This is a genomic window from Pseudomonas lalkuanensis, from assembly GCF_008807375.1.
Classification (GTDB): domain Bacteria; phylum Pseudomonadota; class Gammaproteobacteria; order Pseudomonadales; family Pseudomonadaceae; genus Metapseudomonas; species Metapseudomonas lalkuanensis.
Genome location: NZ_CP043311.1, coordinates 2,864,898 through 2,891,831, shown reverse-complemented (window position 1 = coordinate 2,891,831; position 26,934 = coordinate 2,864,898). Strand labels below are relative to the sequence as shown.

Below are 26,934 nucleotides of genomic sequence, written 5' to 3'. Positions count from 1 at the left end.
GCCAGGATCGTTGTCCCCAAGCTAAATTGCTGGAATGAATTGGCCGAGTGCCACGGAGATAAAAGCAGCCAGTGCGGGAGTGACTAACGTGTCGTTCCGACGGATAAAGACGGTCTTGACGTTAGCGATCTCGGGCGGAAGCTGGTGATAGCGAATACTGTGTCTTTCCCCATAGCTTTCCGCGATGGCCCGAGGCAATAAGGTCACGCCCATCCCCGCCGATACACACGAGAGGATGCCGTCAAGCGTCCCCATTTCGAGGATCTGACTGGGGACAAGTCCAGCCTGATAGAACCAGTGCTCAAGGGTGGAGCGGTAAAAACAGCCTGTACGGAACACCAGCACCGTCTGCTGGGGCATGGTGCTGGTTAGCCTTTCCAACGAGTCGAACTCGCGACTGCTCACCAGAACCAGTTCCTCCTGAAGCACCTCTTGCTGCGACAGCGCCGGGTTCTGGTGGAATCCACCGACAAAAGCGCCGTCGAGCCGATGACTCTCGACAGCCTTTATCAGTTCAACGGTTGTGCCTGTCAGCAAAGACAGTTGCACTTGAGGGTGTTTTTCCCGGTACTTCGTCAGAACCTGCGGCAACCGTATGGCAGCTGTCGTTTCCATCGAGCCAAGCCGAAGGAGTCCCATGGGCGTCGCCGTGTCAAGCAGTGCGCTGCGGCATTCATCCGTGAGCTGCAGAATGCGTCGCGCGTAATCCAGCACGGTTTGCCCGGCTGACGTAAGCACCACACCACTCTTATGTCGAATGCACAGTTGCTGGTTCAACTCGGATTCGAGTTCCTTCACCCGCATGGTGACATTGGATTGCACTGTGCACACCTTCTCGGCTGCGGCCGTGAAGCTTCCGTACTCAGCCACCGCACAGAAGATTTTCAGCTGACGCATCTCCATGACGACCTCTATTTATCATTATGAGTGATCACTTCAATCTCTAAGCATCACTTTACGGGATTCATAAGGATTGGCACAGTACCTTTCACACCTATGATGAGATCTTCCAAATGAGCTTGAACTCAACCATCGAGCACCTGTTCGCCGGAGGGATGGGCTACCTAGAGCCTAACGGGCAGCTCAGCGGTATTTTCAAGCGCCGGATATCAGGTCGTGTCCGCGTGGAGGTGAGTGGCATTGTGGGCGACGAGCACGGCGATACCAGAGTTCACGGTGGACCGGAGAAGGCTGTTCACCAATACCCTGCAGAGCACTATGCGCAGATCGCGCAGATGTTCGCGGGTATCGAACCAACCCTGATTCCCGGAAGTCTGGGCGAGAATATTTCGGCGTTCCATCTATCCGAATGCAACGTCCATATCGGTGACATCCTTCAGGTGGGCGGTGCAGTCCTGCAGGTCTCCCAGCCCCGCACCCCTTGCTGGAAGATCAACCACCGCACTGGTGTCGAGCGCATGTCGGTGTATGTGGCCCAGGCCAGGATCACGGGTTGGTACTACCGGGTTCTCAGCCCGGGTTACATCGAAGTCGGCGACAAGATAGCTCTGCTGGAACGAAAAACGGATCGGTTTTCCATCGATCAATTCTGGCAGGTACAAATTGCTCAACGTCCGTCAATCGACGATCTCAACGAACTTATGACGGTTTCGGGCCTTTCACCAGACTGGAAGCGGCGACTGGAAGCGAAAGTGAAATGGCTTCGGGAGTAGCGCACAACCAACTCCTCCGGATGCTGGCACAGCAGGTGTTCGCCCGCTTCCGTGGGAGAAACGCTTCGCGTGGTGCGCGGCAAGCAATCGGTCCCCCAGGCGCTCTTCAAGCTGACGCATCGCTCGACTGAGGGCGGGCTGCGACATGCCGAGTTTGGCTGTGGCGCGGGTGAAGCTGCGCTCTTGTGCCACGGTCGAGAAGATCGCGAGTTGGTCGAAGCTTTCCACAGTCATTTATGCGTCTCTGGTATGAGTTACTCGCGAACTATGCCACCAATACGCTCTTCGCTTCTCACCGCGATCAATTCAAAGTTTTTGCGGCCTTCCGGATCGGTCTGTGCACTAGTCGGGTAGCCCCCAGGCCATTGCTGGCCTAGGGCCCCCTAAGAACCGTACGTGCGACTTTCACCGCATACGGCTCAAGCCTTCCAGCAGCCTGAGTGAGACCGGGCTACCTGACGATGCGCGCTTCGGCGCTCAAGGTAAAACGTCCATGCAGGATCAAACGGGTTCGTCGCGCTGCGTATCTTGATATGCCGCACAATCGAAACACTGGCGGCGGCAAAAAGCCAAACCGGTTGGTTCATGCCGCGTATTTTTTCCTTGGAAGTAAAAACCCAGTGCCGTTGACCCACGGTACGAAAGTATCGCTGTTTCACCCAGTGGGCACTTTTCATGGGGTGCCGGCGGACAGCCCAGCGCCATAACACCTGCCAAATTCGATGGTCGATCCACGCGAAGCGTTTAGCCGCGACCACATGACGATGATACATGGCCCATCCCCGGATCACTGGGTTGAGGGTCAAGATCAGGTTAGCCTGCGTCGCCACCCGGTTTCCGTTCGCGATTTCCCGAACCTTATCCAACAGCGCTTTCACACTCTTGCGAGCCGGAGTGGTGAGCAGCTTGCCGGCATACTTGCGTACGTTCTGGCCGAGAAAATCGAAGCCTTGTGAGATATGCATTATCTGGTTTTTTTCATCTGAGAGTTCCATGCCACGCTGTTTCAGGAAGGCCTCGATGGCGGGGCGAACCTGGTGTTGCAGAACAGCTTGCGTGGCGCCGGTCACGATGAAGTCATCCGCATACCGCACGACGTGTATTTTGAATGGCTGACGCTGGAGCGCTGTTGCAGCCACGCTTGCGTAGACGACCTCTTCCAGTCCATCCAGCGTCCAGTTCGCGAGTACCGGAGAGATGATTCCCCCTTGCGGGGTTCCCGCCTCCGTTGCGAACAAGGCTCCCTGATCGACATACCCCGCTCGAAGCCATTTACGCAGGATTGCTTTATCCATGGGCACGTTGGCGAGAAGCCAGTCGTGGCTGATATTGTCAAAACAGCCTCGAATATCCCCTTCAAGCACCCACGGCGCTGAGCTGCGTTTCGCCAGAACGTCGAAGCAATAAGCGATGGCGTCGGCCGTTGACCGGTGCGGCCGGAATCCATATGAGTTGGGGTCTGCACGCGTTTCGGCGACAGGCTCTAGAGCCAGTTTCCATAGCGCCTGCATGGCACGATCCCGCATCGTCGGAATTCCGAGCGGACGCTGCTTGCCATTGCTTTTGGGTATGTAGATGCGTCGCAGTGGTTGGGGCCGATAGCCCCGCTGCTGTAACGCCTGTACTCCCTTCGATTTGGCCGTGGGGGTTGACCAGATCTTGCCGTCAACGCCCGGTGTCCTCTTGCCTCTATTCTCCGTCACTCGTTTCACGGCCAATATTCGAAAATTGCTTCTCTATGACAGAAGTTAGGAATAAAGGAAAGCTGACTTGATGAGCATACTAGGCGACAGGCAGATCACGATTCCATCTCCTTACGTCGATAGCGTTTTAGCGATGATTGAGCAGCATTTAGTCGAGCTGAGTGCCACCATTGAGGATGACAACGAAAGCAATCCGGCGCGACGTGAAATGGCCGCATTTCGACATATGGCACAGCAGCTGGGTTACGATTTTAAAATTGTTATTAAAGCGAACGGTTTCTTCTCCGTATCACGGATCGCTCTGCAGTCCAAACGCTAAATCTAGAAAAAACGGGTATACAATTCGGCGACTGCTACCGCTTTAAGCAAACAAGCTTTAATTGTTGTATTTGGCAAGCGATAGCAGTCATAAGTTGAGGCTATACCGCTGCGTTGGATCTAAGCCAGTCGGCTATAGTTGAAACTTTTACATTTTCTATATAGTTATAAGATACTTCTTTGTTCCACGCTACACCAGCGCCGTTGTCATTGCCTTGCGCGAACACCAGCCGATATCTTTTCAAGACATTGGTGGGATCCTTTTTGAGCTCGTCCTGCAAGAAAGGGATCGTCCAAACATTCCTTGCAACGGAACAATCCAGCGCCTCATCTACGAGATCTGCCAGCTGACGATAGGAAACGGTATCGCCCGCAGTGTAGATTACTTTACTGGTAATTTCAGGCTCGGAAAGTACTGCTTTCGCTGTCAACTTACCAATGTCTTGAGGCGTGGTGACAGTAACGGACGTATCCCAGTCGCCAAGTGCATTAACTGTCCTGTTTTCGAGATCTACGACGCCAAAGGATGGCTCAAAGAGAAAGCTTGTGAACATACCAGTAGAAATAATCGTCCAGTCGATCCTGCTTTGCGATCGCAATAGATCACGAACATCAAGTTGCTCGTCGAAGAGTGGCTGAGCGCTACCGCGGCCGATCACGTCGTAGTCAACACCAAACTGCCAAGGATAGTATTTTCTGATACCTGACTCGATAGCTGCCAAGGCCAGCTTCAGCTGAGTGCCTGGACCAGCAGCAAAGCCTACGCAACTAACCACTACCTCAAACTTGCCAAAGGTTTCGGCTATGGTTTCCAGGGTGTCACCCACCACATCCCCCGCAATCACGCTAACCCCAAGAGCATCCAGTTCCGTGAGCAGTTGACTCCGTTGGCTTGAAGAACTGCTGGATGATGTCCTCAGCATTACCGAAACCTCTGCCTTTCCGATGGCCACTCCTTGTGCAGATAACTCTCTCAGAACCTCTAGCCCCAATTCACCTGCGCCGAGCACGAGTATCTTGCGCTTGTTAAAAGTAGTCTCGTTAGTCATAAAGCCACCTCGTTAGAACTGAAAACCCTCAGTATGAGCAGTTGGCGACTCTTACAGTCGCTAGCCAGTTAACGATTTTGGACAAAAGCATTCATGATGTCTGTGCCGTAACTCGATTTCACAATTGCAAAAAATCGAATTATGACCACTACCACCATTTGGCTTTCAACGCTTGGCATGCAGGGAGGAGGTGTGATGAGTTAATTGCCTAGTCCTAATTTTGAGTTTTTGAATAGCTCAATGACCCAGTCTACGAACGACCTCAGCGTCGGTGAGTGGTAACTGCTGTGGTGATACATCACTGAGATCGGCACGGGCGGTGCGGTGTAACCCTCAAGCACTGAAACTAGTCTGCCGGAATCCAAATGGGGCCAAACCATGTAGCTGCCCACCCGTATCAGGCCAAGACCTTCTAGCCCGCATGTCACATAGCCGTCAGTATCATTTACCGCTAGCTTTTCAGGGACTCGAACAAAGACGGGTTCGTCGTTGACCAAATAATGCCATTCGATGGATCGCCCGGTCCTGCTAGACAGGTAACCCACTGACTGATGCTTCTGCAAGTCGTCCAAGGACCTGGGTACGCCATACGCTTGTAGGTATTGTGGAGAGGCGCACGTTACCCAGTCGAAACTGCCAATTTGCCGAGCTACCAGGCTTGCAGAGTCAAGCGGCACTCCGGTACGGACCACGCAGTCGATGCCTTCCTGTACCAAGTCTACGGTCCGATCACTCAGGCCGATGACCAATTCAACCTCAGGGAATCGCTGCTGATACTCGCGCACTGCAGGTAGAACGAAAAGACGACCTAAAGAATTCGAGATATCCACACGCAATCTGCCTCGCGGCGTGGCATTCCCGCCCGGAAAGGTGGATTCCGCCCGATCAATGTCAGCCAGCACTTGTCGGCAGTGACGGTAGTAATGCTCACCATCCGCTGTCAGGCTCAGCTGTCGTGTCGTCCGATTGAGTAAGCGGACCCCCAGGTAATCCTCAAGATTCTTGATCATCCGGGTGGCCGAGGATGGCATGATCCCCAAGGCCTCGGCTGCTCTATTGAAGCTGTTGGTCTCCACTACCCGGGCAAAAACCTGCATTGCTTGCAAACGATCCATCCCATCCCCTCTTCTCTGCGAAGCACGACCGGCAGCTATAGGCTGCCACAGCTGTGCACAGACAGGTAACAGCCAAAAAAGGCCTACCCAGGTGCCCCGTGATTCGATACACGAGGTCACAAATGAAGTACCTCAGGGCATATTTATCAATTTGCTCTGAATTCTTAAAGTTTCTCCATCAACTGCTCATCACCCAAATGCATACTTGATAGAGGAACTTCCTATGCCATTCATCAGCGTCCGCATCACTCGTGATGGTGTTACCCGAGAGCAAAAGGCTCAGGTAATAAAAGAAATTACTGAAACTATGGAGCGCGTGCTTCATAAAGATCCTAAGTTGACCCACATCGTGATCGAAGAAGTCGACACTGATAACTGGGGCTACTCCGGCATTACGACTACCGAGTACAGAAAGCAATTGTCGGAGTCAAAGCCATGAAGCACACGATAAAAATCGACTTCGTTTCTGATGTTGTCTGCCCCTGGTGCGCATTGGGCTCGACTGCCTTGGACCAAGCCATCGCCAACGTAGCCGACGAAATCGACGTCAAGTTGACGTTTAAACCGTTTGAGCTCAATCCCGATATGCCTGCCGAAGGTGAGGACGCCATCCAGCACATGATTCGCAAGTACGGAAGAACTGCGGAGCAGGTGGCGGCGCGTAATCAGATGATTGTTGAAAGAGGACGGGAGCTCGGCTTTGAGTTCAATCTCCAAAGGCGAACTCACTTTTTCAATACCCACGATGCACATCGCCTGCTGTTCTGGGCAGCGAACGAAGGGCTCCAAAGCGAGCTCCACCGAGCGCTGATTGAGGCTTACTTCGTGAACGGGCAAAACCCTAGCAGTCACCAGACGTTGGTGGCGTTGGCTCAGAAAGTCGGTTTGAACGCCCAGCAAGCGCAGGTAGTACTTGAAAGCGGGCAATTCACCGATGAAGTCCGAGCGCTCGAAAATTTTTACTTGGACCGCGGCATCAACTCTGTACCCGCAATGGTACTGAACAATCGGCAAGTCGTCGCAGGCTCACAGTCTGTTGAGTATTACGAGCAAGTGTTAAGGCAGGCGGCACAAGCCGCTTCGTCTAACTGAAACCTTAATCCATCGTAGAGGAAATATCATGAGCAATTCTCAAAAAGTCATCATCGTAACTGGCGCATCTCAAGGCATTGGTGCAGGTGTAGTGGAAGGGTTCCGAGCCCTCGGCCACAAAGTGGTAGCGACCTCGCGCTCCATTCAACCATCGACCGATCCAGATATCCTGACTGTTGCCGGTGATATTGCGGATCCGGCCACAGCGGAACGAGTTGTGCGCGAAGCCGTGGCCCGCTTCGGGCGCATCGATACGCTCGTCAACAACGCCGGGATTTTCGTCGCCAAACCATTCACCAGCTACACCAAAGAAGACTATGCGCAGGTCGTTGCGACCAATATGAGCGGCTTCTTCTACATCTCCCAGCTCGCCATCGCGGAAATGGAAAAGAATGGTAGCGGGCATGTGGTCAGCGTCACCACCAGCCTGGTTGACCACGCAATCGACGGCGTTCCGTCGGTAATGGCATCCCTCACCAAAGGTGGCATCAACGCTGCTACCAAATCGATCGCGATTGAGTATGCCAAGCGAGGCATTCGCGCTAACGCCGTATCGCCTGGCATCATCAAGACCCCAATGCATGGCGCCGAAACTCACGATGCCCTCGGCAAGCTGCACCCCGTCGGTCACATGGGCGAGATCAATGACATCGTTCAAGCGATTCTTTACTTGGACAGCGCTTCGTTTGTCACCGGCGAGATCCTGCACGTCGACGGCGGTCAGAGCGCAGGCCATTGATTGACAGAATGCTCATCACCGGCACATCCCGGTGATGAGCAGACTCCCTCTGAGGACCGGTTTTTTAGAAAGCGAATGCGCTGCGATAGGCATAAACGCCTGGTCCGCCGCCTGTGAATAGGAACAGTAGGTTGGCCCCCTCGACGAAATCTCCCGCAGCTATGTCATGAAGCATGCCGGCAAAGGCTTTTGCAGAGTAAACCGGATCAAGCAAGATACCTTCGGTCTTAGCTAGAGATGCAATTGCCTCAAGAGCTTCAGCTGTCGGAATCCCATAACCCTCCCCCCGGTGATTCCCATCTACATCGATCTGATTGGGCGCGATCTCTGAAGACCCAACCAATGCCAGCGCGTCGTTAGCGAGCTTCAAGGTTTGCTGCACCGCCTGTTCTTGCTCTCCCAACACTGAATAGGATCGAATGATCGTCGGGGAGCGTCCACGAGTGACGAAACCTGCAGCTAGACCCGCATGAGTACCCGAGCTGCCGTTAGGTAGAAGAACCTTCTCGAAGCGGATGTCGTTATCCCGTTCATACTGCATTATCTCATCACTGCATTTGGCGTAACCCAGCGCGCCAAGAGGAGACGATCCCCCCATAGGGATCAGGTAGGGTCTCTTGCCCTCTTCGATCAGCAGCTGGATTCGATTAGCTGCGAATTTGGCTGCCTTTTCCCCTTGCGGGAGTACATGGAGCTTGGCGCCATAGATCTGATCAAGCAGAACGTTGCCGTTGTTTTCGTACTCGGCATCATGCCGCGGCACTACCCTGCCGAGGACCAGTTCGCAGTCCAAGCCGAGTCGCGCAGATGCAGCGGCAGTAAGTCGTGCGTGGTTAGATTGGAGTCCGCCAGTCGTGACGATTGTGTCGCATCCTTGTGCGATCGCTTCACCTAACAGGAACTCAAGCTTGCGAAGCTTGTTGCCACCCCCGGCGAATGCCATGTGATCGTCACGCTTGATGTACAGATTGACTCGCTTGATACCCAGTCGCAGTTCAAGCTTTTGTAGCCGCTGAATCGGTGTTGCCGACTCGATGAGCGTCACTTTATCGAAAGCGTCCAATATGTCCTTTTGAGCATCTCTCATTGGCATGTGCTCCGGTTGGTGTTTCACATTCATAGCGATCCAGCCCCCACGCGAGGGCTGGCCTCTTCGAAAACATCGAAAGCGCTTGGGCTATGGGTTAAACGCTGGTATCTACAACGAGGCGTCCGCGAATCTTTCCAGCCAAAAGGTCATCTGCAACAGGGATGACCTCTGAAAGCGGTACTTCCCTTGTTAATTGCTCCAGAACCGACAGATCCAGCTCCGCGTTCAGTCGAGCCCATGCCTCGACTCGTTCGGCATAAGGACGTGTGACGCTGTTGATCCCCAAGAGGCTCACCCCCCTCAGAATGAAGGGCGCTACCGTTGCCGGGAAATCCATGCCTTGTGCCAGGCCACAAGCGGCAACCCAGCCGTCGGCGTTGGTCTGAGCACATACGTTCGCAAGGGTGTGACTTCCTACCGAGTCAATCGCCGCTATCCAGCGCTCTTTGCCCAACGGCTTACCGGGTGTGGATAATGTGTTTCGGTCAATCACTTCCGTCGCGCCCAGCTGGATCAAGTGATCTGCCTCATCTAGCCGGCCAGTCGAGGCAATGACCTCATACCCGCGGGCGGCCAGTAGAGCGACTGCAATGCTGCCGACGCCACCATTCGCCCCGGTTACCAAAACTGGTCCAGCATCGGGCCTGAGCCCGGCGCGCTCTAGAGCGATCAGACTAAGCATGGATGTATAACCGGCGGTGCCTATCGACATGGCGTTACGGGGTGTCATCCCCTGCGGAAGTGGAATCAGCCAATCTGCACTCACCCGGGCCTTCTGGGATAGTCCGCCCCAATGACTTTCCCCAACACCCCAGCCGTTGAGTAAAACAGCGTCGCCTTCGCGATAGCGGCTGTCTTCGCTGCGCTCCACTACCCCTACAAAATCGATCCCAGGAATCATGGGAAAGTGCCGGGCGATCGGACTGCGGCTTGTGATGCAAAGGGCATCTTTGTAGTTCAGGGTACTGTGAGACACCGCAACGGTGACGCTGCCGGATGGCAGTTGGTCATCGGATAGCTCTCTGTAATGGGCCTGCTTAGCGCCTTCCTGGTTCTCCACAACGACTGCATTGAACATAGCGACTCCTTTTAGACCGATTGTCTAGTAATCGACGATAAAAACTCACCGGGCAATGCCGGTGAGAAATCCCCTGACGAAGATCGACAGTGGGTGACCACTTTCGCAGAGACGTGCGCGCGTGATTGCGCCCTCCCAGCCAATCCAGAAAAAAGCTGCCAGTTGTTGACACTCCACAGACTGGGCTATCGATTGGTTGGCCTGCGCTTCCTGGAGGCATTGGCTGAGTAGTGCCTCCCAAACGCGAAAAATCTTCTCTATCTGATCGCGAAAATCATCGGGCAGCAAAGTCACTTCCTGGCCGAGATTGCCTACCAGGCAGCCGCGACGCCAGTTGTACTTTTCCATGCCGATGAGCGACTCCTGCAGCAGATCTTCGATGCGCTCCAACGGTTCTCGATGGGGGTTGAGCAGGATCCGGCGCAGGCGGCGCTCAAAGAAATTTCCGTATTCAGCGAGGACCTCACGCCCGAAGGCATCCTTGCTGTCGAAATAGTGATAGAAGGAGCCTTTCGGTACGGAGACCCGTTTGAGAACCTGTTCAATACCAGTAGTGTTGAATCCTTGCTCGGTCAGCAGCTCCACGCCACAGCGGATCAATGCACGCCGAGTATCGGGATCGCTACGCGAGATTTTTGGAGGGCGCCCGCGCCTGGGGGCTTTCATTGGAATGTCCATCCAAGGATAATTAGACCGAGCAGTCTAAATGTCAAGCAGCGTTCTCCGGTCGGCGCAACCGTCTACTGCAGTCCGACACCAAGCCTTCTACCAGCCCCTGTACGGATAAATCCTATGAAGCGGCATTTTGACGATCTGCAGTTGGGAAGTATTGAGCTGTTTTGCCTGTCCGCAGAAGCGGGCAGCTTTACTGCCGCAGCGCAGCTCGCTGGCGTTACTCCGGCCGCAGTGAGCAGGTCGATCCTTCGCCTGGAAAAAAGGCTTGGCTCTCGGCTGTTTGCAAGGACTACCCGAAGCATCCGATTGACCGATGTGGGAAAGGATTTTTTCGAGCAGTGCAGCCAGGCGCTCACGCAACTGGTGGAGGCCCAGCAGGCAGTTATGGGCGCTCAAGCAACACCTTCAGGCCGCCTTCGTATCAGCCTGCCTACGACCTATGGGCACCACCGAATCCTGCCGTTGCTGCCAAAATTTCGGGAGCTATATCCTGAGGTAACCGTTGATATCCACCTCGGTAATCGAAATATCGACTTCGTTGCAGAAGGGTACGACCTGGCGATTCGAGTACGAGCGCAGCCTGATTCCACGATGATTGCGAGGTTACTGGAGGATGCAAAATTGGTTGTCGTAGCGCCTCCGGCCTACCTGCAGAAGGTCGGGGCACCGCAGACATTGCAGGACCTAGACCAGCATGAATGCATTCAATTTGAGCTTCCGAGTAGCGGGCGGCGTATCTCTTGGTTGTTCCAAGAGGACGGTCGAGAGCGTGAGGTATTCACTGCTGGAAGCTATTCCTGTTCCGACGACGTGCTGGGCGGAGTGACACTTGCCAGGAACGGTGCCGGATTATTCCAAACCTACAAATTCATCGTGGAACAAGAGCTCGCTGATGGGCGACTCGTCGAAGTCTTGAAACCGTTTAGCGGGCGATCGAGGCCGTACACGTTGTTGTACCCTCAAGGTCGTCACATCCCGCAGAGGGTGCGCGCTTTTGTGGATTTCCTGGTTCAGTATCGCGAAAAGTGGGCTTCGCTCTAGCACGAAAGTTGGTCCCCCGTTCCGTGTTCGAGTAGGGGCGAACGAAACACGACGCAGGATCCCCACCCAGTTATGAGAGCTTGATGGGGAGCCAAGCGGATTGGATGTCTCGATTCTTGGGTGAGTGTTGCGCCCGCCTGGGAGTTGAATGCCAGCTTACGGCATGGCTGGAAGCCAAGCAAACCAGCAAAAGATGCGCTGTCGAGTCGTCTTTTAATCGCTCAGGGGCGAACCTCGCCCATCGTCGAGCTCGATTCACGGGGTGCAAGCGCATTGATAACTGTGGCCGCTAAAGACAGCAGAATGCCAACCGCGGCAAGGCCGATCCAGCCGGCCTCGTGCACGCCATAATTCCCCAATGCGGCGCCGATCGCTCCCCCCAGAAAATACGACCCCATGAATACGGTGTTTAGCCGACTTCTGGCCTCGGTCCTCAGGGTGAATACGCGTGCCTGGTTGGCAACCAGCCCGGCACGATTGCCCAGGTCCAGCAGCACCATGCCGAGGATCAGCCAGCCAAGATGTTGCCCGCCCGCTGCAATGCAGGCGAAGCCCAGGGCGAGGGTCATCGCGCCGGCTAGAACCATGATGTGTCTGCCCAGGCGATCGGTCAGCGTGCCGATATAAGGTGACGCGACGATGCCCAACAACGCGACCAGGCCAAACAGACCAATGGTAGCGGAGTCGAGTCCGTATGGAGGTTGTGCCAATAGCGCGGCAAGCGAGGCCCACAGCGCACTAAATGCAGCGAACATCAGCAGGCCACTCGCCGCGCAGTAACGCAGCACGCTTTCCTGTTTGACCAGGCTGCCTAACGAACCCAGGAGCCGCCCGTAGCTTATCGTCTGCAGACTCGCGGTGGCGGGCAGGCGCTTGGCAACGATGAACAGCAGTAGGACATCGCTGAGCGAGGCCAGCACGAAGACGACTCTCCACCCCGCATGTGCACCGGCGAAGCCCCCGAGCATGCGGGCCAGTAACAGGCCTGCCGAGAGGCCGCTGAGCAGGCTCCCTACGATTCGACCTCGCTCAGCCGGAGTAGCCAACCCCGACAGACAGGGAATGATGAGCTGCGCAGTGATCGCCGTCACCCCGACCAGAAGGCTGCTTACGCACAGCATCATGAAAGTCGGTGATACCGCGCAAAGAAGTAAGGCAACGGCATTTCCTGCGATGGCCAGCAGCGCGAGTTGGCGTGGTTGTCGGCAATCGGCGAGTGGCACGATGAACAGCAGGCCTAGCGCATAGCCAAGCTGCGTCAGCGTGGCGACCAGACCGGCCTGTGTCGGCGCCATGCCAAACGACGCTGCCATCTGCGGCAGAAGCGGCTGGTGGTAGTAGATGGTCGAGACCGCCAGCGCGCAGCACATGGCCATGAGTGTGGCAAGGCGGCTGGAAACCCCCATTGGCGATGCGCTAGAGGCAGACATGCGTAGCCTCTTCACTGCTGCTGCAAAGTCTGTACGAGCCCGTCGGTGTCGACGATGCTGTGCGCAAACGTCGGCCCGTTCAGTTCGTGCGCCGCGTGCATCATTTCCTTGCTGAAGGCGGCTGTCGCATCGCGTACCAGCGTGACGTGATAACCCAACTCCATGGCGAAGCGTGCGGTCGATTCGATGCAGGTGTTCGCCAGCAGGCCGACGACGATCAAGTGTGTGATGCCTCGTTGCTTCAGCTGGAAATCGAGGTCGGTATTGGCGAACCCGCTTTGTCCCCAGTGTTCCTGGATGATGATGTCGCCCTCCTGTGGCACGAAGTCGGGATGCCATTCGCCGCCCCAGGAGCCCTTGGCAAAGGTGTGACGTTCCTGGATCAGGCGTTGGGTGGGATTGGGGTGATCCCAGCGGGTGTAGTCGCCGGGCTGCCAGCGCCGATGAGGCACGTAGTACACCTGAATTGCTTGTGCCCGCACGGCGGCAACGGTTCTGCGCAGGTTGTCGAGCAGTTGAACCTCGTCCGCGACGCTTCTGAGCATGGGATAAAGCTTGCCGCCATCGGACAGGAAGTCATTGTAGGGGTCGACCAGCAGCAGAGCGGTCCGCTCCGAGGCATACACAGGATGGGTCATGATGGTGCTCCAGGTGAGAGAGGCGTTCTGGGACGTTTGCTATACCGACAGATGCCGCGCTGCGACAGCGCAAGCCGCATAGGCTTCATACTAACTATGAAAAACATAGTGTCAACAGGGATGAGGCTTTGAGCGTTAATCCATGCGACATGGTTAATCACGCTGGGTTACTATGAAAACAATAGTTTCTGCGGAGAAAGCAGCGTGATGTCGATGCTGGACGTGACAAGCGATACGGTGTGCCCGGTGGCACGCTCGATGGATTTGGTGGGCGACAAATGGACCATTTTGGTCCTGCGTGAGCTGTACATGGGCGCGACACGCTTCGAGGAAATGCAGATCCAGACCACCGCTACGCCCCAGATGCTGACTTCGCGGCTCAAAGCGCTGGAGGCGAATGGCCTGGTCGAACGCCGGCCCTACAGCGAGAAGCCGCTGCGCTACGAATACCATCTGACCAACAAGGGCTGGGACTTCTATCCTGTGATCTACGCGCTGCGCGCCTGGGGCGAGAAGTGGTGCAAGAACCCGGATGAGGGGTTGGCCGTGCATTTCGTGCACCGCGCCTGCGGCCATGATGTGGGTGTGGCCAGCGTTTGTCCTCACTGCGGCGACGCTGTGGAACGCAAGGACTTGGAAGCGCTGATCAGCGATCGTTTCCTTCACGAACGCGAGTCTCGTCGTGATGCCTTCAAGCGGAAGTAGCTGAGGCTAAGAGGCTTTCCTGTACTGACATGTTTGAATTGGAAGTGAATGCTATGAAGGGAAGCGATTAGCCGGGGGCTCGCTCAGTGCCTAAAGACTAAGCGTCCTGAGCCTGAATAGTACCGGCAGGCTCCCTCTCTTCTTTCAATAGGATGATCAAAGCTGCTGCCAGGCCGGCAAGCATGATGGAGACGTACCACAAGGTAACGTACTCACCCGTGTGATCGAATATCCACCCTCCGAAAAATGCGCCGGATGCACCGCCGATCGCGTGCCCGGCAGAGAGTAGACCTGGGCGGTGCATGGGGCGTCTCCGAATGTTGCCTCATGAATGCCTACGCGGGCACTCATGAAGGCTAGGCCCAGGCGGGCTCAGTCAATATCAGGCCGAGCTTGAGCAGTCCATCGGACTACCGATGGCCGTTTCCACTGATTTTTCGCATAGGCGGCCAGCTTCGGTGGTACATCGTCACCGTTCATGACCATCCGATTCAGAAGAAGAGCCAGGTCAACATCGACGATGCTCCACTCCCCAAAGAGATTGGCCTCTGGATTTTCTATCAGCGGATCGATCGCTTCGAATAGCCGATGCGCGGCCTGTTGGGCGTTTTCGGATAGCGGATTGTTGGTTGGTCGGTAGAAGATCACAGCAGTGGAGCGCTCTTCACGAATGGGCATGAAATCACTGCGTATCCATGCCTGAAGTTGCCGAGCACGTGCTTTAGCACGGGGCGCACGAGGATATAAAGGCCCGTCGGGGTAAACGTAATCCAGATACTCGGTAATGGCTGAGGATTCAGTCAACGCAAAACCGTCATCAATGATCATGGGCACACGGCGCGTGATCGATAGCTTGGCGTATTCAGCGCTGTGCTGCTCACCAGCGTCGATGTCGATGTTAATGATGTCAAAATCCAGACCTTTCTCCACCAAGGCGACAAATACCGACATGGAGTAGGGACTAGCGAACAAATGGTCTACGTACAACTGAACCTTGGATGACATACCCGCTCCTCGTTCAATGCTCACAGTTGATTTCAGCCGCTAGCAACTTGATCAAAGCTGCTGCTGGCATTTCCCTAGCAAGCGGAGCCCCCTGCCCCGCCCATTGCACCGCGAAATCAAAATTACCTTGTGCGTTTGCTGCGGCATTCAGAGCTTTATTGGCATCGTAGGTGACGGGATATGCCGGTATAGAGGCGTGCTCCGAAGGTAGATCCGTGAAGTTACGATTGACTATGCCCCGGGCAGGTCGCCCAGAAATCACACTGGTAACCTGGGTGTGATAGGCGCGATGGCTTTTCATTGCTTCCCGGTAGGCAGCGTTTGCGGATGTCTCAGGGCAGAGGATAAAGGCTGTGCCAAGCTGCGCACCGCAGGCGCCGAGCGTCATTGCAGCTTTGATCCCTGCCCCATCCATAATCCCGCCGGCCGCTACCACTGGTAATTTGCATCGCGATGTCAGCAACCGAACCAAAGCCATGACACCGATCGCATCATCGTTCGCCGGCTCGAAGACTCCTCTGTGGCCCCCGGCCTCGATACCTTGGGCTATGAGCACATGCACGCCAGCGCGCTCAGCCAACTGCGCCTCATCGAGGTTTGTGACTGAGCACATCGTCACGATTCCGGCTGCATTGAGTGCATTGATCATCGACTGGGGAGGAAGACCGAAATGGAAGCTGACTACATCAGGCCGCTCTTCCAGGAGCATCTGCAGCATCGGTACATCTTCTACGAAGGAGGTGTAGATCTCTCTCAGCGAGCTTGGCGGATCAGCGTCGTATTCAGCAAAAAGAGGTGCAAGACCGCGAAGCCAGCCTTGCTCCAAATCCTCATCGCGCTCAGCGGGGCGATGACAAAAAACGTTCACGTTGAACGGTTTGTCCGTCAGCCTAAAGGTCTCGCGGATCATTTCCCTGGCTTGCTCTACCGAACTGGCTCCAACGCCGATTGACCCCAGTCCGCCTGCGTTGGAAACCGCTGCGGCCAGTTTGGGCGTTGAGACCCCGACCATGGGGGCCTGGATGACGGGGATTTCGATCTCAAGAAGCGACTGCAGCGGGTTTGGCATTGCGTTTACCTCTGTTGTCTCGTCAGGCCCTAGCATGAGCTTGACTTAATATCTCTCATAGAGAATATTTCTGACAACACGTTCTCTTCAAGAGATTTGAGGTGCTTGATGGATCTGGCGGTATTGGAAATATTTCGTGCGGTAGCGGAAGCGCAAAGCGTGACGCGAGCGGCCGCGGCCCTGAATCGCGTGCAGTCGAACGTCACGACCAGGATCCGGCAGCTTGAGGACGAACTGGGTGTTGAGCTTTTCCTGCGTGATGGAAAACGCATGAAACTGTCCGAGCGTGGCCAAGAGTTCCTTCTATACGCTGAGCAGATCCTTGCACTCACAGAACAAGCGAAGCAGTCCATGCACCCAGATAGCCCATCAGGCCCCTTGCGCCTAGGGACAATGGAAAGTACTGCTGCCAGTCGCCTGCCACAGAAACTGGCTCGCTTTCACCGCGAGCATCCAGAGGTGGAGTTGACCGTTACAACCGGACCGACGGGGCGAATGCTTGATGCTGTGATGGAGCGGCGTGTGGATTGTGCGTTGGTCGCACAACCCTCTTCCCTCAAGGATGGGCGTTGGGAAGCAGAGCCGTTCCCGCCTGAAATTGAGAGCCTCCCAGTCTTCACCGAAGAACTCGTATTGGTGTTGCCTGAAGGTCATCCGGTAGTGAATGGGCCCGATGATGTGTCGTTGACGACACTAGGCGGCTTTGCCTTCAGCTGTTCTTACCGCCAAATCGCCGAGCAGTGGTTCAACAGCGGGAAGGGGCAGCCTTTTCGAGCTTTGAAGGTGCAGGAACTTGGGTCGTATCACGGAATACTGGCGTGTGTGACGGCCGGGTCCTGTTTTGGCATCGTGCCGCGTTCTGTACTAGAACTGATCGGCGGCACAACCAACCTGACGCTGCATCCGATTATGCAGATTGAGACCCAGCTGGTTTGGCGTGCCGGCTACAACACCCCGGCCTTCAAATCATTGCAAGGCCTACTGCTGGCAACCTGATTCATCCCGCTTGGCCTTGGCGGCGTTTTCGGAACTCGGCCACTTTATGACGGTTTCCGCACAAGGCCATACTGCACCAGCGCCGCTTATGAGATTTGGTTCGGTCATAGAACATGAGTGAACAGTCCGGGCTCTCGCATTTCCTGACAAGACTGAAATCACCTTCCGCCAGCAGTTTTGCTGCTGAGTACGCCAACCTGGCGAGCTGTCGGCTGGTTTCATCTTTGTGATGAAAACGATCCAGCTCTAGTTGGTGAATACCCCATCTCAACTGCGGTACGGCATCACGCAAGAAACTGTTGAGCACCGAAGGGTCGGCGTCGCGTTCTTCGCGCCGTGCATGAACAAGGACTTCAACCGCATCCCGCAGGGTGCGGAGGTTCGATAGGAGCACTCCGCCTTTCGCTGACGGTAAAGATGCAGGACCAAATCCAGCTTGAGCCAGCCATGTAGAGGCTTGCTCATCACTGTTCAAAAGGTCCGTCTTTCTTCCGTCAACCATCATCACAGTATTGAGAAGGTCGAGCGCCGGGTGATCTGCCAGCACGTAGGGCGCCGGAAGGTTCGCTGCAGGATTAGGGGGGGTCATATGGCCTCCTTTGGGTGTCCACAGTGATTGTAACCTATAAAAATGATTTGACTAGTTACAAAGGCTGTGCAAAATGAAGCTGCGTAACCGCTAAAACCAACCACACCAGTTACAGGAGCTAGAGCAATGACCCAGTCCAAGCACACCAATGTCGCTTTCAAATTCGCCGAAGCTGATGGCGTCCGTGTCTTCTATCGAGAGGCCGGTGCTCCTGACGCTCCTGTCCTCCTCCTTTTGCACGGCTTCCCGAGCTCGTCGCACCAGTTCCGTGATCTGATCCCCCTGCTGGCGTCCCGTTATCGGATCATTGCTCCGGATCTGCCTGGCTTCGGCTTTACCGAAGTCCCAGTCGAGCGGGAATACGTGTACACCTTCGATGCGATCGGTAAGACGATCGGCGATTTCGTCGAGAAGCTGGGCCTCAAGCGCTACGCGATGTACTTCTTTGACTACGGTGCGCCGACTGGTTTGCGCTTGGCTCTCGCACATCCGGAGCGTGTCAGTGCGATCATTTCCCAGAACGGCAATGCTTACCTGGAAGGTCTGGGTGAGGCTTGGGCGCCGATCCGTAAGTACTGGGAAGATGGCCTGCCGGAAAGCCGCCAAGTCATCAACGATGCAATTCTGCATCTGGAGGGGACCCGCTGGCAGTATGTGGAGGGGGTAAGTGATCCTAGCCAGATTGCCCCTGAGTCTTACTACCTCGATGCACTTCTGCTTGAGCGGCCGGGTAATAAAGAGATTCAGCTCGATTTGTTCTATGATTATCAGAACAACCTGAAACTCTATCCTGAGTTCCAGCAGTTCTTCAGAAACACCAAGGTGCCGACATTGGCTATCTGGGGCAAGGGTGATCCTTTCTTCATCCCACCAGGAGCCGAGGCCTTCAAGCGAGACAACCCGAATGCCGTCGTAGAGCTGTTGGATACCGGGCATTTCGCACTGGAGACGCACGTCCAGTACATTGCTGACCGGATCGTTGAAGTGCTGGGCGACTCGATAAACTGATTGATCCATCTAACGCCACGAACCTTGTTCGTGGCATTTTTATTTCTGAGTAAAGTTATCGTCCATGGATATCATCAATTTCCCTTTTTTTGCAACCGCTGTCATCGTGCTCCATGCCACCCCAGGGCCTGACACAGCCTATGTTGTCGGGCGCACCCTTGCCCACGGCAGGGTGGCTGGCCTCATTTCGGCGCTGGGTATCACTGCAGGTTGTCTGGTTCACACGATTGCTAGCACCTTAGGATTCAGTGCACTGATCGCGGCGGTTCCAGCCGCCTTTGATGCTGTACGCATTCTCGGAGCCTTGTACCTTGCTTATCAGGGCGCCAGGCTGATACTAAGCAAACCTTCGGTTTCAGCGGAGGGCGGTGGCTTGCAAGCTACGCTTTCATATCGCAGGTTGTTCACTCAGGCCTTCGTAACAAACGTCCTGAACCCGAAAGTGATCTTGTTCTACCTCGCGTTCTTCCCTCAGTTTGTCGATCCTGAAGGTGTTCATAAGCCCGCTGCCTATCTAGTGCTCGGAATTTACTTTGCAGTTACTGCAGGTCTCTGGGCGAGTGGCGTTGTTTGGTTTGCAGGAGCATTAGGTCGGAAATTGAAGACAAGCCAGACGAAAGCGCTGCTTCTCAATCGGGCTGTAGGGGCTTTGTTCGTCGGGCTGGGAGCAAAGCTACTCGCCTGATCGCACTTGCCATGAAGATTCGCCTTAGCCAATCCACAAAACAAAGGGGCCGCATTGCGGCCCCTTTCATTTAGCTTGGCCAGCAGGACTGGCGAATGATGCTGCAGAAGTTACCAGCTAGGAAGCCTGGCTCCTTGTCGGCTATGACATCTGCCTTTACGTTGCCGAATGTCGTTTGGGGCTTGTGGCGGATGCCGTTGTAGAACGCCTGGATGATGGCTTCCTTGAAGTTCTCACCACGTGGATGTGCAAGAACGACGGCATCCCGGTCGTCAGCGCTGAGTGCTTCATGGTGCAACCCGAGAACATCGGTCTCTACACCAGCGGTAACCAATGCAATGAGCGGGTGCATGTGCTCGGGAATCCCTGGAGTGGTGTGAAGCGCAATTGCAGTCCACACACGCTCGATATCGCGCTCGTTGATCCCGTGACCTTCCAGAAAATCACGCGCAGCGTTCGCTCCATCGACCTCAAAACGGCAGCAATCGCTGCTGTGCTGGTGGGTCAAACCCATGTCATGGAACATGCAGCCCGCGTAGAGAAGTTCGTCGTCGTACTTCAAGCCCAGTCGCTTACCGGCAAGCGATGCGAAATAGAAGACGCGGCTCGAATGATGGAAAAGAAGGGGCGAAGCAGTGTCCCGAACCAGCGCGGTGATTTCTCGGGCCATCGAACTGTCAGGCACGTGGATGCCAGCAATAGTGTTAGTCATGTTGAGATCCTGGGAGGGTGAGTGAGGACTCCAGTCTGAGTGTCCAAGCAAATGGCATCAATTGACTTGTTACGTCATATCCTGCCATTGTCAGTCGGTATCGGACCTGGTGCGCCCTGCCCCCTTATTAGGAGCCGTCATGTCCCGCCCCCAAGTAACTCTCGCTATCCTGGGCATGCCAGGGGTTCAGCTTCTGGACGCTTGTGGTCCTTTGGACGTCTTCGCTGAAGCCGACCGGCAAACCGGGTATGAAACCTATCGGTTACTTCTACTCGCTTGTGAACCCGGCCCGCTGGTGAGCTCTTCAGGTACCCGGTTGATTCCAGATGCCTGGATCGGAGAGGAGATCGATCCTATTGATACCCTACTGCAGCCGCAGGCAAGACCGCTCTCGACCTCGAAGGCACGAAACAGAACGCCGTCACGCTCCCCGAAGGGAATCTTGATTTCTCGCATGGGCATTACCGATATGAGCTTATGAGCTGAGGCAGACAGTTCTTCCGAGCGAGGTACTATCAGTCCTCCGCGGCCAAATCCGTTTTTAGTGCAGACTGTCAGTCGTGATTGCTCGACAGCTTCACAGCCAATGCCTTTGCGCCATCCAAATCCAGTTGCATCCTGGCGTACGACTGCATGAGTAACGCGGGCGGGAGTGCCCAATCCCATTTCTCCTGCACCATGTTCTGCACGTCGGCAAGAATAGTGGACTCATCAATACCGTCCCACCCGGCAATCTCGCGCAGACTGCTCTCAAGCGATGCCCGCCCCCCCTCGACCTCAATGACCAAACCGGCGTTTTCACTGGGCACTCCGGTATGCGTTAGCAAGATGGCCAGCGCATCGTTCGTCCAATCGCCTTGCCAGGTGAACAGGTAAGTCTTGCCTCCGCTTTCCGTCATGCTCGAATGCGCCAGCCCCAGCTCCGAAAAGGTGCCGCGCGCCTGAGCCAGAAGCTCTTGGGCGGTGGTATCGAGATAGGGGTAAGCATCAGTCTCGAGCAAGACCGTCTTCATCTCTTGCCTGACTCGGCCATGTACGCGCGCGCCAAGCCCGTCGAAGGATGGAGGAGCCCCTCCCGGATCCGGCCTCGCGGCAATGACCTTGGCCTCGGTATCCACATCCGTGACGCGCCAGCGTCGCCCGGCGAAAATGATGCGCTGATCGACTGTCAGCGGCCGGGAAACGGGCAACGCTCCCAATGCTTTGCCATCGCACACCAGGCGAAATTCCTCGTTGCTCACGAAGGCGCTGTAGAAGTCGTAGTGATTAATCATCCGCTCCCCCAGTACGCCGGGCAGCAACAGGCCTGACGCCGTCTGGGCAATCAAATCACGCTCGCCAAGAGAACGAAGCAGACTCAAGAAGCTGCCCTGCTCCAACCCGGCGAAGGGACCACTCCGAATCAGCGTGTTCCAGATATCTGCTGCTGTTGCACCTCCTCGCTGAGCAATCATCGAGAGGCATTGCTGTACCAGCGTCGACAAATGCAGGCCCTGAACGCGGGGTGGTTCGAACCATCCCTGCATCAGTAGCCGGATCATGGCGATGCTTTGCACCAAGCCCTGGCGCAACCGATCGGACAATGGCGAGCCATCGTCCAACTGACGCTCCTTGCAGTAACTACGGAGAATCGCCGCCTCGCCCGGGCGGCGACCGGATCGACCCAGGCGTTGGCGCAGGCTGGCAACCGATGGCGGTGGTCCGATCTGCGCCACCGTCTTGATGCTGCCGATGTCCACCCCAAGCTCCAAGGTCGTGGTGCAAACGGCAGTGGCGGGTTGGCCGCCGACTTTCAGTGCCTTTTCCGTTTCCTCTCGAATGTCCTTAGCTAAGCTCCCGTGATGCGGCCAGAACTCGTTCGGCACCCCACCCTGCTCACACCGTCGTCGCAGGTTGTCGGCAAACCACTCTACCTGGGCGCGACTGTTGGGAAAGATGAGGTTGTTGCTGCCTCGTAACACCTGGAAGAGGTGCTCTGCGATGGCATGGTCCGCGGAAAACACCTCTTCGCCTTCAGGTGGTACCGAGAAGTCCTGTCGGGATTCCGCATATCCCCGAATCTGAACCTTCAGCACCTGCCCACTCCCCTTGGACTCGATCACCGACACATGATGGGGGGCGTTTGGACGCAGGAAGGCTGCAGCCAGCGTCATGTCGCCCAGCGTGGCCGAAAGTCCAACCCTGGGCAGCGGGCGATCAATGATCGTTTCCACGCGATGCATCAGGGACTGCAACTGCTTGCCTCGCTCGCTGCCTATGAAGGCATGCAGTTCATCCACCACCAGGTACCGCAGGTTCGCAAACAACCCTGCGAGGCTGGTTCCCCGGTTCACAAACAGCGCTTCGAGTGACTCCGGTGTGATCAGCAGAATGCCTTCCGGAGATTTGAGAAAGCGATGCTTACGGCTTGCCGAGATATCCCCATGCCAGGCGATGACAGGCAGTTCGAGCTCATCGCAAAGCCTGGTCAAGCGGTCCCACTGATCGTTGATCAGTGCCTTCAGGGGGCTGATGTACAACACCGCCCCGATTGAGTCCTGATCCTGCAGGAGATTGGTAAGGATGGGCAGGAAGGCAGCCTCGGTTTTCCCAGCTGCCGTCGCGGCCGCGATGATGACATCTTGGTCTGCCCCCAGGAGCGCGGGGATAGCGCGTTCCTGGGCGTCCCGCAGTGAAGTCCAGCCCTCTGACCATATCCAGCGCTGGATTCTTGGTTCGAGTAACTCGAAGCCTGCGGACTCAGAGTTGGAAGGTGGCAAGCTCATCATCGGTATCCACCTGGGTATCGGACTCACCGCCTCGATCCTGTGCAATCTCTACCGCACCCAGCAGGGGTCGCCAATCAGCCCCTGGGTTCTGCTCCAGCACCGCGAGCAGGTTGATGAATGCGGTGATGGTCGTCCGCGGGGTGCGGAAGTAGGCCTCCCCCAAGCGTTGATTACAGTGGGCCATGAACAGCGGCAATGCCTCGTCGGGCAGCAGATAGCGCTCGCTCTCGCCTGCTGCATAGACATGGCGCAACTTCTGCAACAGCACGTAGAAGTCTTCAGGCGTCAGGCTGGCCAGACGAATCACCGGCCCCGAAAGATCCACCAGCCCCGACTTGGCGAAGTTGTTTTCCGCCAGGCGCGACTGCAGAGCCGGGTAGCTGTAGAGCCCGCGGCGGGTATCCATGAGGAACTCGGGCGTACCGCCTAGCACGAAGCCAAGCCCCTCCGCAGAGCCCTGCAAGGAGTCGTTGAGAATGCGCAGGATCTGCTCGTAGTTGGCGTTGCGTGCTTGCGTATTGGACAGTTTGTACAGGTTGACCAGTTCGTCGAGGCACACCATCAAGCCACCGAAACCTGCCAGCCGAACGAACCGCGCGAGCAGCTTGAGCTGATCGTAAACCGATGCATCGTCGACGATGGTTCGCACGCCCAGCGCAGCACGGGCATCAGTCTTGGTGGTGAACTCGCCACGCAACCAGCGAATCGCATCTGCCTTGAGCTGCTCGTTGCCCTCTTCGAAGCCTTTGCAGTAAGCAGCAATCACATCGGCGAAATCGTAACCGTTGACCATCTCCGTAAGTTGAGCGAGGTGCTCACGAATCACCGCCTCACTGTCTTGTCCAGTCGCCTTGGCCTCGGTCTTTGCCTGTGCGATGAACTTCTCGACGATTCCCTGCAGAGCGCCGCCATCGGGTTTGGTTCGGGTGGACAGGTTCTTGGCCAGCTCGGCATACAGCGAACGAGCCTGACCGCCAGTGGCATGTAGGCGGCGATCCGGGTTCAGGTCCGCATGCATGGTGACGAGCTTGCGCTCCATCGCAATCGATCGCACCAGATTGAGGAAGAACGTCTTGCCCGCCCCATACTCGCCAATCACTACCCGGAACGCGGAGCCACTATCCGCGAGGCGCTCCACGTCACGGATGAGTGCCTCGAATTCCCCAACGCGCCCCACCTGAATCAGGTGCTGACCTGCACGCGGCACTACGCCAGCGCGCAGGGACTGGATGACCGCATCGCGATCCTTGGCTCTGATGCTGCTCATAGCGGTAGTTTTTCCATGATCTCAGGGTTGATTTCGAAGGGGTCATCCCCCTCAGTGACCGGCATGTCGAACTGCTCGAAACCCATGTCGTTGATCTGCTCCAAGGCTCCGTCGAGCATGAGCTCCATGTCGCTAGCAACCGCCTCCAACTCATCTCGTGCCCACTCGGCACGGGAAACAAGCACACGCAGGAAGGCCGAGTGATCGGCATCCAAGCCGCAAATGGTGGAAGAGTCCTCGATGGCCTCCTCAACGACTGTCTCCTCAAGCTCGGCAGGCTGCTCGTCAATGAAGACCTGTGCCAGCAGCGCAGACACTTGTTCCGTTTCACGCTGCAGCTGAGCAATGCGCTCATGGTCCAATGCAAACCCACCAGCGGGCTTCGATGGAGTTGATCCAGGTACAGAAGGCGTTGCCGGCGACGAGCCGACCGGACTGCCACTGGCTGCCACATGAAGGTCGCTGTACAGCGATTGCGGGTCCAACTGCAGAGTCTTATAGACACGTTCAAGCAGCTTGACTTCCGCAGGGCTGACCTCGCCGTCGGCCTGGGCCAGGTGTGCAAGAAACGCAGCTACGGCTCTCCTCGCCGGCGCAGCCAGTGGTTCCAGCTTTTTCTTCAGGCTTTGCAGGGTGGGCGGCTGGTTCAGCTGCAGACGCAGATGGGCTTTCAGGCGCTTGCGATGCGCACCGCTCAGGTGATTCCAGGAGTCGACATGCTGAGATAGCAGCATGATTTCCTTCGGCGATGTGTCACCATCGGCTGCCGCCACTGCACAGGCAAGATCCAGAGTGACAGAGGCAGCAGCGTAAGCTGGCGATGAACGCAGATCACCGTCTTCTGCCAGGGTCGCAAAAAGCGCCACGCTGTCCTCAGCTTTGGGCGTTCTACTGCCGGCCAATACATCCGGCTCAATGCCGATGTGCAAGGACTCCAATGCCCGAGCGAGCGTCTGCACCTTGTCTCGCGATAAGGTACCCGCACTTTGCAGTCGCCCTGCCAACTCACCGAAGCTCATGACTACCATACCGCTGCCAATGCGTTGCTTCAGCTCATCGAGCGCTGCACGGGCATTCGCTGGCCACAGGGTGACCGGGAGTTGCAGGAGCCCTTCCAAAGCACCTGGTGCATCAGGGTTGCGGCCCAGATAACGACTGTAAGGCTCCAACTGCACGGTGCATTCGTCGACCAACTGCTGCAGCTTCTTCCGGGCTGCAGAAGTGGCAGTGACATCAGGAATGCCGGATAGGCCATCCAGTTCCTGGGGAGGCAGCCCCGCAGAGGCGGTGTTGTATTGGAGCCTCAGACGCGTCTTGTTCTGAGGAAGCACCATGCCTGCACCATGGCGCTCCTCATAGCGCATTCCGAACAACTGGGCGAACGACTCCTCACAGCGGGTCACAGGTGTCCGCTTTCCAATGTTGTGATCGGACAGTACCCAAGCCAATGCCCAGTTGGCCGGCAGAGGTTGCCTGTCGACAGCCAACTGCCCCAGACCGATGCGCAGCTCCATAGGCAATTCGTAGCCGTAAGGCAACGGCGCCGGCGGTGCGTCCAGGTAACGCCGAGCAGCCACCTTGCCCTGGCAGAGGAAGTCAATGAAACGGCTGGCGTACGTGTTGAACGAATGGTTCTCGTCGTAGATCGAGAGCAGCCTTTCGACCTCGGCAATGATGGTCGGGACATCAGAAGCCGCGTCGGGATCGTGCTTCGCATCGATGAATACCCTGCGCTCCAGGCCGTAGAAGAACAGGAACACGTAGCCGATGTTGGCATGTGGCGCCTTTCGGCCACTGGATAGCCATTGCAGATAGGCGCGCCGGGCTTCCGGGGAAATGCTGTCATAGCTCGGCCAGTAGGAAGTGAGACGCTCGGCGATATCAACGATACCCCGCGCGACCTTCAGCTTCGGATTGATCAGTGAGGGTTCCGAGGAACCATAGCGGCTGCTCCGGTCCTCGCCGACGTAGATCAAGCCACCTGGGATTTTCTCGCCGGCAATCTCGATGGGTTCGCCGGCAGAAAGCCAGCGCACCTTGGAACCCGTCAGATCCGCCGGCGCGCTGGGAATTCGATGAGAAGGTCGCTCCACCACCTCAAGCGTCACGGTGAATAGCTCGGAGCTATCCAACTTCGTAGCCGTCGGGGCTTTTTGTACACGGGAGGTTGATGCGGTTTCCTGCGGCACAACTTCCGCCAAAGAGAACCTTAACCCGCCCTGTGTAGCGGTATCGGCGGTGCTCGGTCGAATTTCTTTTTGAACTGGCTGCCGCTTGTTCGGAGACGGCAGCTCAATGGACGTTTTATGAGCGGCCTTTGCGGCCACCCAAACCCCCAACCCAACGATGGCTGCACCGCCCAAGAAAATCCACACTTCCTTGGGAACGGAAGCAAGCACGCCTATCAAGATAGCCCCAAGGACCAATATGCCGGATGTGCTGGACTTACGGTTGCTTCTGCGCTTCCTTGCCATGACCACTGCCCCTTC

Annotated in this window: 27 protein-coding genes and 1 pseudogene; 11 read left to right on the top strand and 17 right to left on the bottom strand. The window is 56.2% G+C overall.

Features of this window, described 5'->3' with window-relative positions; all coding sequences use genetic code 11:
- Positions 1–21 precede the first annotated feature (21 nt).
- Positions 22–903 (bottom strand): LysR family transcriptional regulator, encoded by an 882-nt coding sequence (locus FXN65_RS13395; RefSeq protein WP_151133668.1) that lies wholly within the window; start codon positions 901–903, stop codon positions 22–24.
- A 110-nt stretch (positions 904–1,013) separates the two neighbouring features.
- Here FXN65_RS13395 and FXN65_RS13390 point away from each other — a divergent pair, with 110 nt between their 5' ends.
- Entirely contained in the window at positions 1,014–1,673 is a 660-nt protein-coding gene (locus tag FXN65_RS13390) for an MOSC domain-containing protein (RefSeq protein ID WP_151133667.1), read from the top strand.
- Positions 1,674–1,702: 29 nt separating this feature from the next.
- Here the strand turns inward: FXN65_RS13390 and FXN65_RS13385 are convergent.
- Both FXN65_RS13385 and ltrA read right to left on the bottom strand, forming a co-directional pair.
- Positions 1,703–1,907, bottom strand: a pseudogene (locus FXN65_RS13385) (LysR family transcriptional regulator); the annotation flags it as partial.
- Positions 1,908–2,092: 185 nt separating this feature from the next.
- On the bottom strand, positions 2,093–3,385 hold the full coding sequence (gene ltrA / locus FXN65_RS13380; RefSeq protein ID WP_244620735.1) for a group II intron reverse transcriptase/maturase: 1,293 nt from the start codon (positions 3,383–3,385) through the stop codon (positions 2,093–2,095).
- 61 nt (positions 3,386–3,446) lie between these two features.
- Here ltrA and FXN65_RS13375 point away from each other — a divergent pair, with 61 nt between their 5' ends.
- Positions 3,447–3,695 (top strand): hypothetical protein, encoded by a 249-nt coding sequence (locus FXN65_RS13375; RefSeq protein ID WP_151133666.1) that lies wholly within the window; start codon positions 3,447–3,449, stop codon positions 3,693–3,695.
- A 100-nt stretch (positions 3,696–3,795) separates the two neighbouring features.
- Here FXN65_RS13375 and FXN65_RS13370 read toward each other — a convergent pair whose 3' ends face one another.
- Together FXN65_RS13370 and FXN65_RS13365 are read right to left on the bottom strand one after the other, a co-directional pair.
- A complete protein-coding gene (locus FXN65_RS13370; protein ID WP_151133665.1) occupies positions 3,796–4,743 on the bottom strand; it encodes an aromatic alcohol reductase in 948 nt (315 codons plus the stop codon).
- Positions 4,744–4,943: 200 nt separating this feature from the next.
- Positions 4,944–5,858 (bottom strand): LysR family transcriptional regulator, encoded by a 915-nt coding sequence (locus tag FXN65_RS13365; RefSeq protein ID WP_151133664.1) that lies wholly within the window; start codon positions 5,856–5,858, stop codon positions 4,944–4,946.
- Between the two features lie 223 nt (positions 5,859–6,081).
- On the opposite strand from FXN65_RS13365, the gene FXN65_RS13360 reads away from it, so the two are divergent.
- Genes FXN65_RS13360 through FXN65_RS13350 form a run of 3 tightly spaced genes read left to right on the top strand, consistent with a single transcriptional unit; the run spans position 6,082 to position 7,689 of the window.
- Positions 6,082–6,297, top strand: coding sequence for a tautomerase family protein (locus FXN65_RS13360; RefSeq protein WP_046614894.1), 216 nt, complete (start codon positions 6,082–6,084; stop codon positions 6,295–6,297).
- Entirely contained in the window at positions 6,294–6,950 is a 657-nt protein-coding gene (locus tag FXN65_RS13355; RefSeq protein ID WP_151133663.1) for a DsbA family oxidoreductase, read from the top strand. The genes FXN65_RS13360 and FXN65_RS13355 overlap by 4 nt, the downstream gene beginning before the upstream one ends.
- 28 nt (positions 6,951–6,978) lie before the next feature.
- Positions 6,979–7,689: an SDR family NAD(P)-dependent oxidoreductase gene (locus tag FXN65_RS13350; protein WP_003291493.1), complete on the top strand. Its 711-nt coding sequence runs from the start codon at positions 6,979–6,981 to the stop codon at positions 7,687–7,689.
- A gap of 64 nt (positions 7,690–7,753) precedes the next feature.
- Here FXN65_RS13350 and FXN65_RS13345 read toward each other — a convergent pair whose 3' ends face one another.
- The 3 genes from FXN65_RS13345 to acuR form a co-directional block, all read right to left on the bottom strand.
- Positions 7,754–8,776: a D-cysteine desulfhydrase family protein gene (locus tag FXN65_RS13345; RefSeq protein ID WP_151133662.1), complete on the bottom strand. Its 1,023-nt coding sequence runs from the start codon at positions 8,774–8,776 to the stop codon at positions 7,754–7,756.
- Positions 8,777–8,873: 97 nt separating this feature from the next.
- Positions 8,874–9,857 carry an acrylyl-CoA reductase (NADPH) gene (gene acuI / locus FXN65_RS13340; protein ID WP_151133661.1) on the bottom strand — a complete coding sequence of 328 codons (984 nt, stop codon included), beginning with the start codon at positions 9,855–9,857 and terminating at the stop codon, positions 8,874–8,876.
- Between the two features lie 45 nt (positions 9,858–9,902).
- Complete coding sequence (gene acuR, locus FXN65_RS13335; protein WP_178119322.1) at positions 9,903–10,523, bottom strand: acrylate utilization transcriptional regulator AcuR; 621 nt, start codon at positions 10,521–10,523, stop codon at positions 9,903–9,905.
- A gap of 126 nt (positions 10,524–10,649) precedes the next feature.
- Between acuR and FXN65_RS13330 the strand changes: the two genes are divergently transcribed.
- Positions 10,650–11,573: a LysR family transcriptional regulator gene (locus tag FXN65_RS13330; RefSeq protein ID WP_151133660.1), complete on the top strand. Its 924-nt coding sequence runs from the start codon at positions 10,650–10,652 to the stop codon at positions 11,571–11,573.
- A 221-nt stretch (positions 11,574–11,794) separates the two neighbouring features.
- On the opposite strand, the gene FXN65_RS13325 is transcribed toward FXN65_RS13330, so the two are convergent.
- Positions 11,795–13,003: an MFS transporter gene (locus FXN65_RS13325; RefSeq protein WP_178119321.1), complete on the bottom strand. Its 1,209-nt coding sequence runs from the start codon at positions 13,001–13,003 to the stop codon at positions 11,795–11,797.
- A gap of 11 nt (positions 13,004–13,014) precedes the next feature.
- Entirely contained in the window at positions 13,015–13,641 is a 627-nt protein-coding gene (locus FXN65_RS13320) for an isochorismatase family cysteine hydrolase (RefSeq protein WP_151133659.1), read from the bottom strand.
- A 207-nt stretch (positions 13,642–13,848) separates the two neighbouring features.
- Between FXN65_RS13320 and FXN65_RS13315 the strand changes: the two genes are divergently transcribed.
- Positions 13,849–14,346 (top strand): winged helix-turn-helix transcriptional regulator, encoded by a 498-nt coding sequence (locus FXN65_RS13315; RefSeq protein ID WP_151133658.1) that lies wholly within the window; start codon positions 13,849–13,851, stop codon positions 14,344–14,346.
- A 372-nt stretch (positions 14,347–14,718) separates the two neighbouring features.
- Here FXN65_RS13315 and yfcF read toward each other — a convergent pair whose 3' ends face one another.
- Positions 14,719–15,351 carry a glutathione transferase gene (gene yfcF, locus FXN65_RS13305; protein ID WP_151133657.1) on the bottom strand — a complete coding sequence of 211 codons (633 nt, stop codon included), beginning with the start codon at positions 15,349–15,351 and terminating at the stop codon, positions 14,719–14,721.
- A 13-nt stretch (positions 15,352–15,364) separates the two neighbouring features.
- The gene (locus tag FXN65_RS13300; protein WP_151133656.1) at positions 15,365–16,420 is read right to left on the bottom strand and encodes an NAD(P)H-dependent flavin oxidoreductase; all 1,056 of its coding nucleotides are present in this window, start codon (positions 16,418–16,420) and stop codon (positions 15,365–15,367) included.
- Positions 16,421–16,528: 108 nt separating this feature from the next.
- Here FXN65_RS13300 and FXN65_RS13295 point away from each other — a divergent pair, with 108 nt between their 5' ends.
- On the top strand, positions 16,529–17,416 hold the full coding sequence (locus FXN65_RS13295) for a LysR family transcriptional regulator (protein ID WP_151133655.1): 888 nt from the start codon (positions 16,529–16,531) through the stop codon (positions 17,414–17,416).
- Between the two features lies 1 nt (position 17,417).
- Here the strand turns inward: FXN65_RS13295 and FXN65_RS13290 are convergent, their stop codons facing one another.
- Positions 17,418–18,005 (bottom strand): CGNR zinc finger domain-containing protein, encoded by a 588-nt coding sequence (locus FXN65_RS13290; protein ID WP_151133654.1) that lies wholly within the window; start codon positions 18,003–18,005, stop codon positions 17,418–17,420.
- Positions 18,006–18,131: 126 nt separating this feature from the next.
- Between FXN65_RS13290 and FXN65_RS13285 the strand changes: the two genes are divergently transcribed.
- Complete coding sequence (locus tag FXN65_RS13285; protein WP_151133653.1) at positions 18,132–19,013, top strand: alpha/beta fold hydrolase; 882 nt, start codon at positions 18,132–18,134, stop codon at positions 19,011–19,013.
- A gap of 64 nt (positions 19,014–19,077) precedes the next feature.
- Complete coding sequence (locus tag FXN65_RS13280) at positions 19,078–19,698, top strand: LysE family translocator (protein WP_151133652.1); 621 nt, start codon at positions 19,078–19,080, stop codon at positions 19,696–19,698.
- Positions 19,699–19,768: 70 nt separating this feature from the next.
- Here FXN65_RS13280 and FXN65_RS13275 read toward each other — a convergent pair whose 3' ends face one another.
- Positions 19,769–20,410, bottom strand: coding sequence for an HD domain-containing protein (locus FXN65_RS13275; protein WP_151133651.1), 642 nt, complete (start codon positions 20,408–20,410; stop codon positions 19,769–19,771).
- Between the two features lie 139 nt (positions 20,411–20,549).
- Between FXN65_RS13275 and FXN65_RS28220 the strand changes: the two genes are divergently transcribed.
- On the top strand, positions 20,550–20,891 hold the full coding sequence (locus FXN65_RS28220; RefSeq protein WP_244620734.1) for a type 1 glutamine amidotransferase family protein: 342 nt from the start codon (positions 20,550–20,552) through the stop codon (positions 20,889–20,891).
- 73 nt (positions 20,892–20,964) lie between these two features.
- Here FXN65_RS28220 and FXN65_RS13265 read toward each other — a convergent pair whose 3' ends face one another.
- The 3 genes from FXN65_RS13265 to FXN65_RS13255 are packed head-to-tail and all read right to left on the bottom strand — an operon-like array spanning position 20,965 to position 26,919.
- Positions 20,965–23,175, bottom strand: a complete 2,211-nt coding sequence (locus FXN65_RS13265) for a DEAD/DEAH box helicase (protein ID WP_151138784.1) — start codon at positions 23,173–23,175, stop codon at positions 20,965–20,967.
- Entirely contained in the window at positions 23,150–24,445 is a 1,296-nt protein-coding gene (locus FXN65_RS13260; RefSeq protein ID WP_151133650.1) for an ATP-binding protein, read from the bottom strand. The genes FXN65_RS13265 and FXN65_RS13260 overlap by 26 nt, the downstream gene beginning before the upstream one ends.
- Positions 24,442–26,919 (bottom strand): tellurite resistance TerB family protein, encoded by a 2,478-nt coding sequence (locus FXN65_RS13255; protein ID WP_151133649.1) that lies wholly within the window; start codon positions 26,917–26,919, stop codon positions 24,442–24,444. The genes FXN65_RS13260 and FXN65_RS13255 overlap by 4 nt, the downstream gene beginning before the upstream one ends.
- Positions 26,920–26,934: the final 15 nt, after the last annotated feature.

Coding starts and splice junctions, on each gene's coding strand:
- FXN65_RS13395 (WP_151133668.1), bottom strand. CDS start 903: ATGGAGATGCGTCAGCTGAAAATCTTCTGTGCGGTGGCTGAGTACGGA.
- FXN65_RS13390 (WP_151133667.1), top strand. CDS start 1,014: ATGAGCTTGAACTCAACCATCGAGCACCTGTTCGCCGGAGGGATGGGC.
- FXN65_RS13375 (WP_151133666.1), top strand. CDS start 3,447: ATGAGCATACTAGGCGACAGGCAGATCACGATTCCATCTCCTTACGTC.
- FXN65_RS13370 (WP_151133665.1), bottom strand. CDS start 4,743: ATGACTAACGAGACTACTTTTAACAAGCGCAAGATACTCGTGCTCGGC.
- FXN65_RS13365 (WP_151133664.1), bottom strand. CDS start 5,858: ATGGATCGTTTGCAAGCAATGCAGGTTTTTGCCCGGGTAGTGGAGACC.
- FXN65_RS13360 (WP_046614894.1), top strand. CDS start 6,082: ATGCCATTCATCAGCGTCCGCATCACTCGTGATGGTGTTACCCGAGAG.
- FXN65_RS13355 (WP_151133663.1), top strand. CDS start 6,294: ATGAAGCACACGATAAAAATCGACTTCGTTTCTGATGTTGTCTGCCCC.
- FXN65_RS13350 (WP_003291493.1), top strand. CDS start 6,979: ATGAGCAATTCTCAAAAAGTCATCATCGTAACTGGCGCATCTCAAGGC.
- FXN65_RS13345 (WP_151133662.1), bottom strand. CDS start 8,776: ATGAGAGATGCTCAAAAGGACATATTGGACGCTTTCGATAAAGTGACG.
- acuI (WP_151133661.1), bottom strand. CDS start 9,857: ATGTTCAATGCAGTCGTTGTGGAGAACCAGGAAGGCGCTAAGCAGGCC.
- acuR (WP_178119322.1), bottom strand. CDS start 10,523: ATGAAAGCCCCCAGGCGCGGGCGCCCTCCAAAAATCTCGCGTAGCGAT.
- FXN65_RS13330 (WP_151133660.1), top strand. CDS start 10,650: ATGAAGCGGCATTTTGACGATCTGCAGTTGGGAAGTATTGAGCTGTTT.
- FXN65_RS13325 (WP_178119321.1), bottom strand. CDS start 13,003: ATGTCTGCCTCTAGCGCATCGCCAATGGGGGTTTCCAGCCGCCTTGCC.
- FXN65_RS13320 (WP_151133659.1), bottom strand. CDS start 13,641: ATGACCCATCCTGTGTATGCCTCGGAGCGGACCGCTCTGCTGCTGGTC.
- FXN65_RS13315 (WP_151133658.1), top strand. CDS start 13,849: ATGTCGATGCTGGACGTGACAAGCGATACGGTGTGCCCGGTGGCACGC.
- yfcF (WP_151133657.1), bottom strand. CDS start 15,351: ATGTCATCCAAGGTTCAGTTGTACGTAGACCATTTGTTCGCTAGTCCC.
- FXN65_RS13300 (WP_151133656.1), bottom strand. CDS start 16,420: ATGCCAAACCCGCTGCAGTCGCTTCTTGAGATCGAAATCCCCGTCATC.
- FXN65_RS13295 (WP_151133655.1), top strand. CDS start 16,529: ATGGATCTGGCGGTATTGGAAATATTTCGTGCGGTAGCGGAAGCGCAA.
- FXN65_RS13290 (WP_151133654.1), bottom strand. CDS start 18,005: ATGACCCCCCCTAATCCTGCAGCGAACCTTCCGGCGCCCTACGTGCTG.
- FXN65_RS13285 (WP_151133653.1), top strand. CDS start 18,132: ATGACCCAGTCCAAGCACACCAATGTCGCTTTCAAATTCGCCGAAGCT.
- FXN65_RS13280 (WP_151133652.1), top strand. CDS start 19,078: ATGGATATCATCAATTTCCCTTTTTTTGCAACCGCTGTCATCGTGCTC.
- FXN65_RS13275 (WP_151133651.1), bottom strand. CDS start 20,410: ATGACTAACACTATTGCTGGCATCCACGTGCCTGACAGTTCGATGGCC.
- FXN65_RS28220 (WP_244620734.1), top strand. CDS start 20,550: ATGTCCCGCCCCCAAGTAACTCTCGCTATCCTGGGCATGCCAGGGGTT.
- FXN65_RS13265 (WP_151138784.1), bottom strand. CDS start 23,175: ATGAGCTTGCCACCTTCCAACTCTGAGTCCGCAGGCTTCGAGTTACTC.
- FXN65_RS13260 (WP_151133650.1), bottom strand. CDS start 24,445: ATGAGCAGCATCAGAGCCAAGGATCGCGATGCGGTCATCCAGTCCCTG.
- FXN65_RS13255 (WP_151133649.1), bottom strand. CDS start 26,919: ATGGCAAGGAAGCGCAGAAGCAACCGTAAGTCCAGCACATCCGGCATA.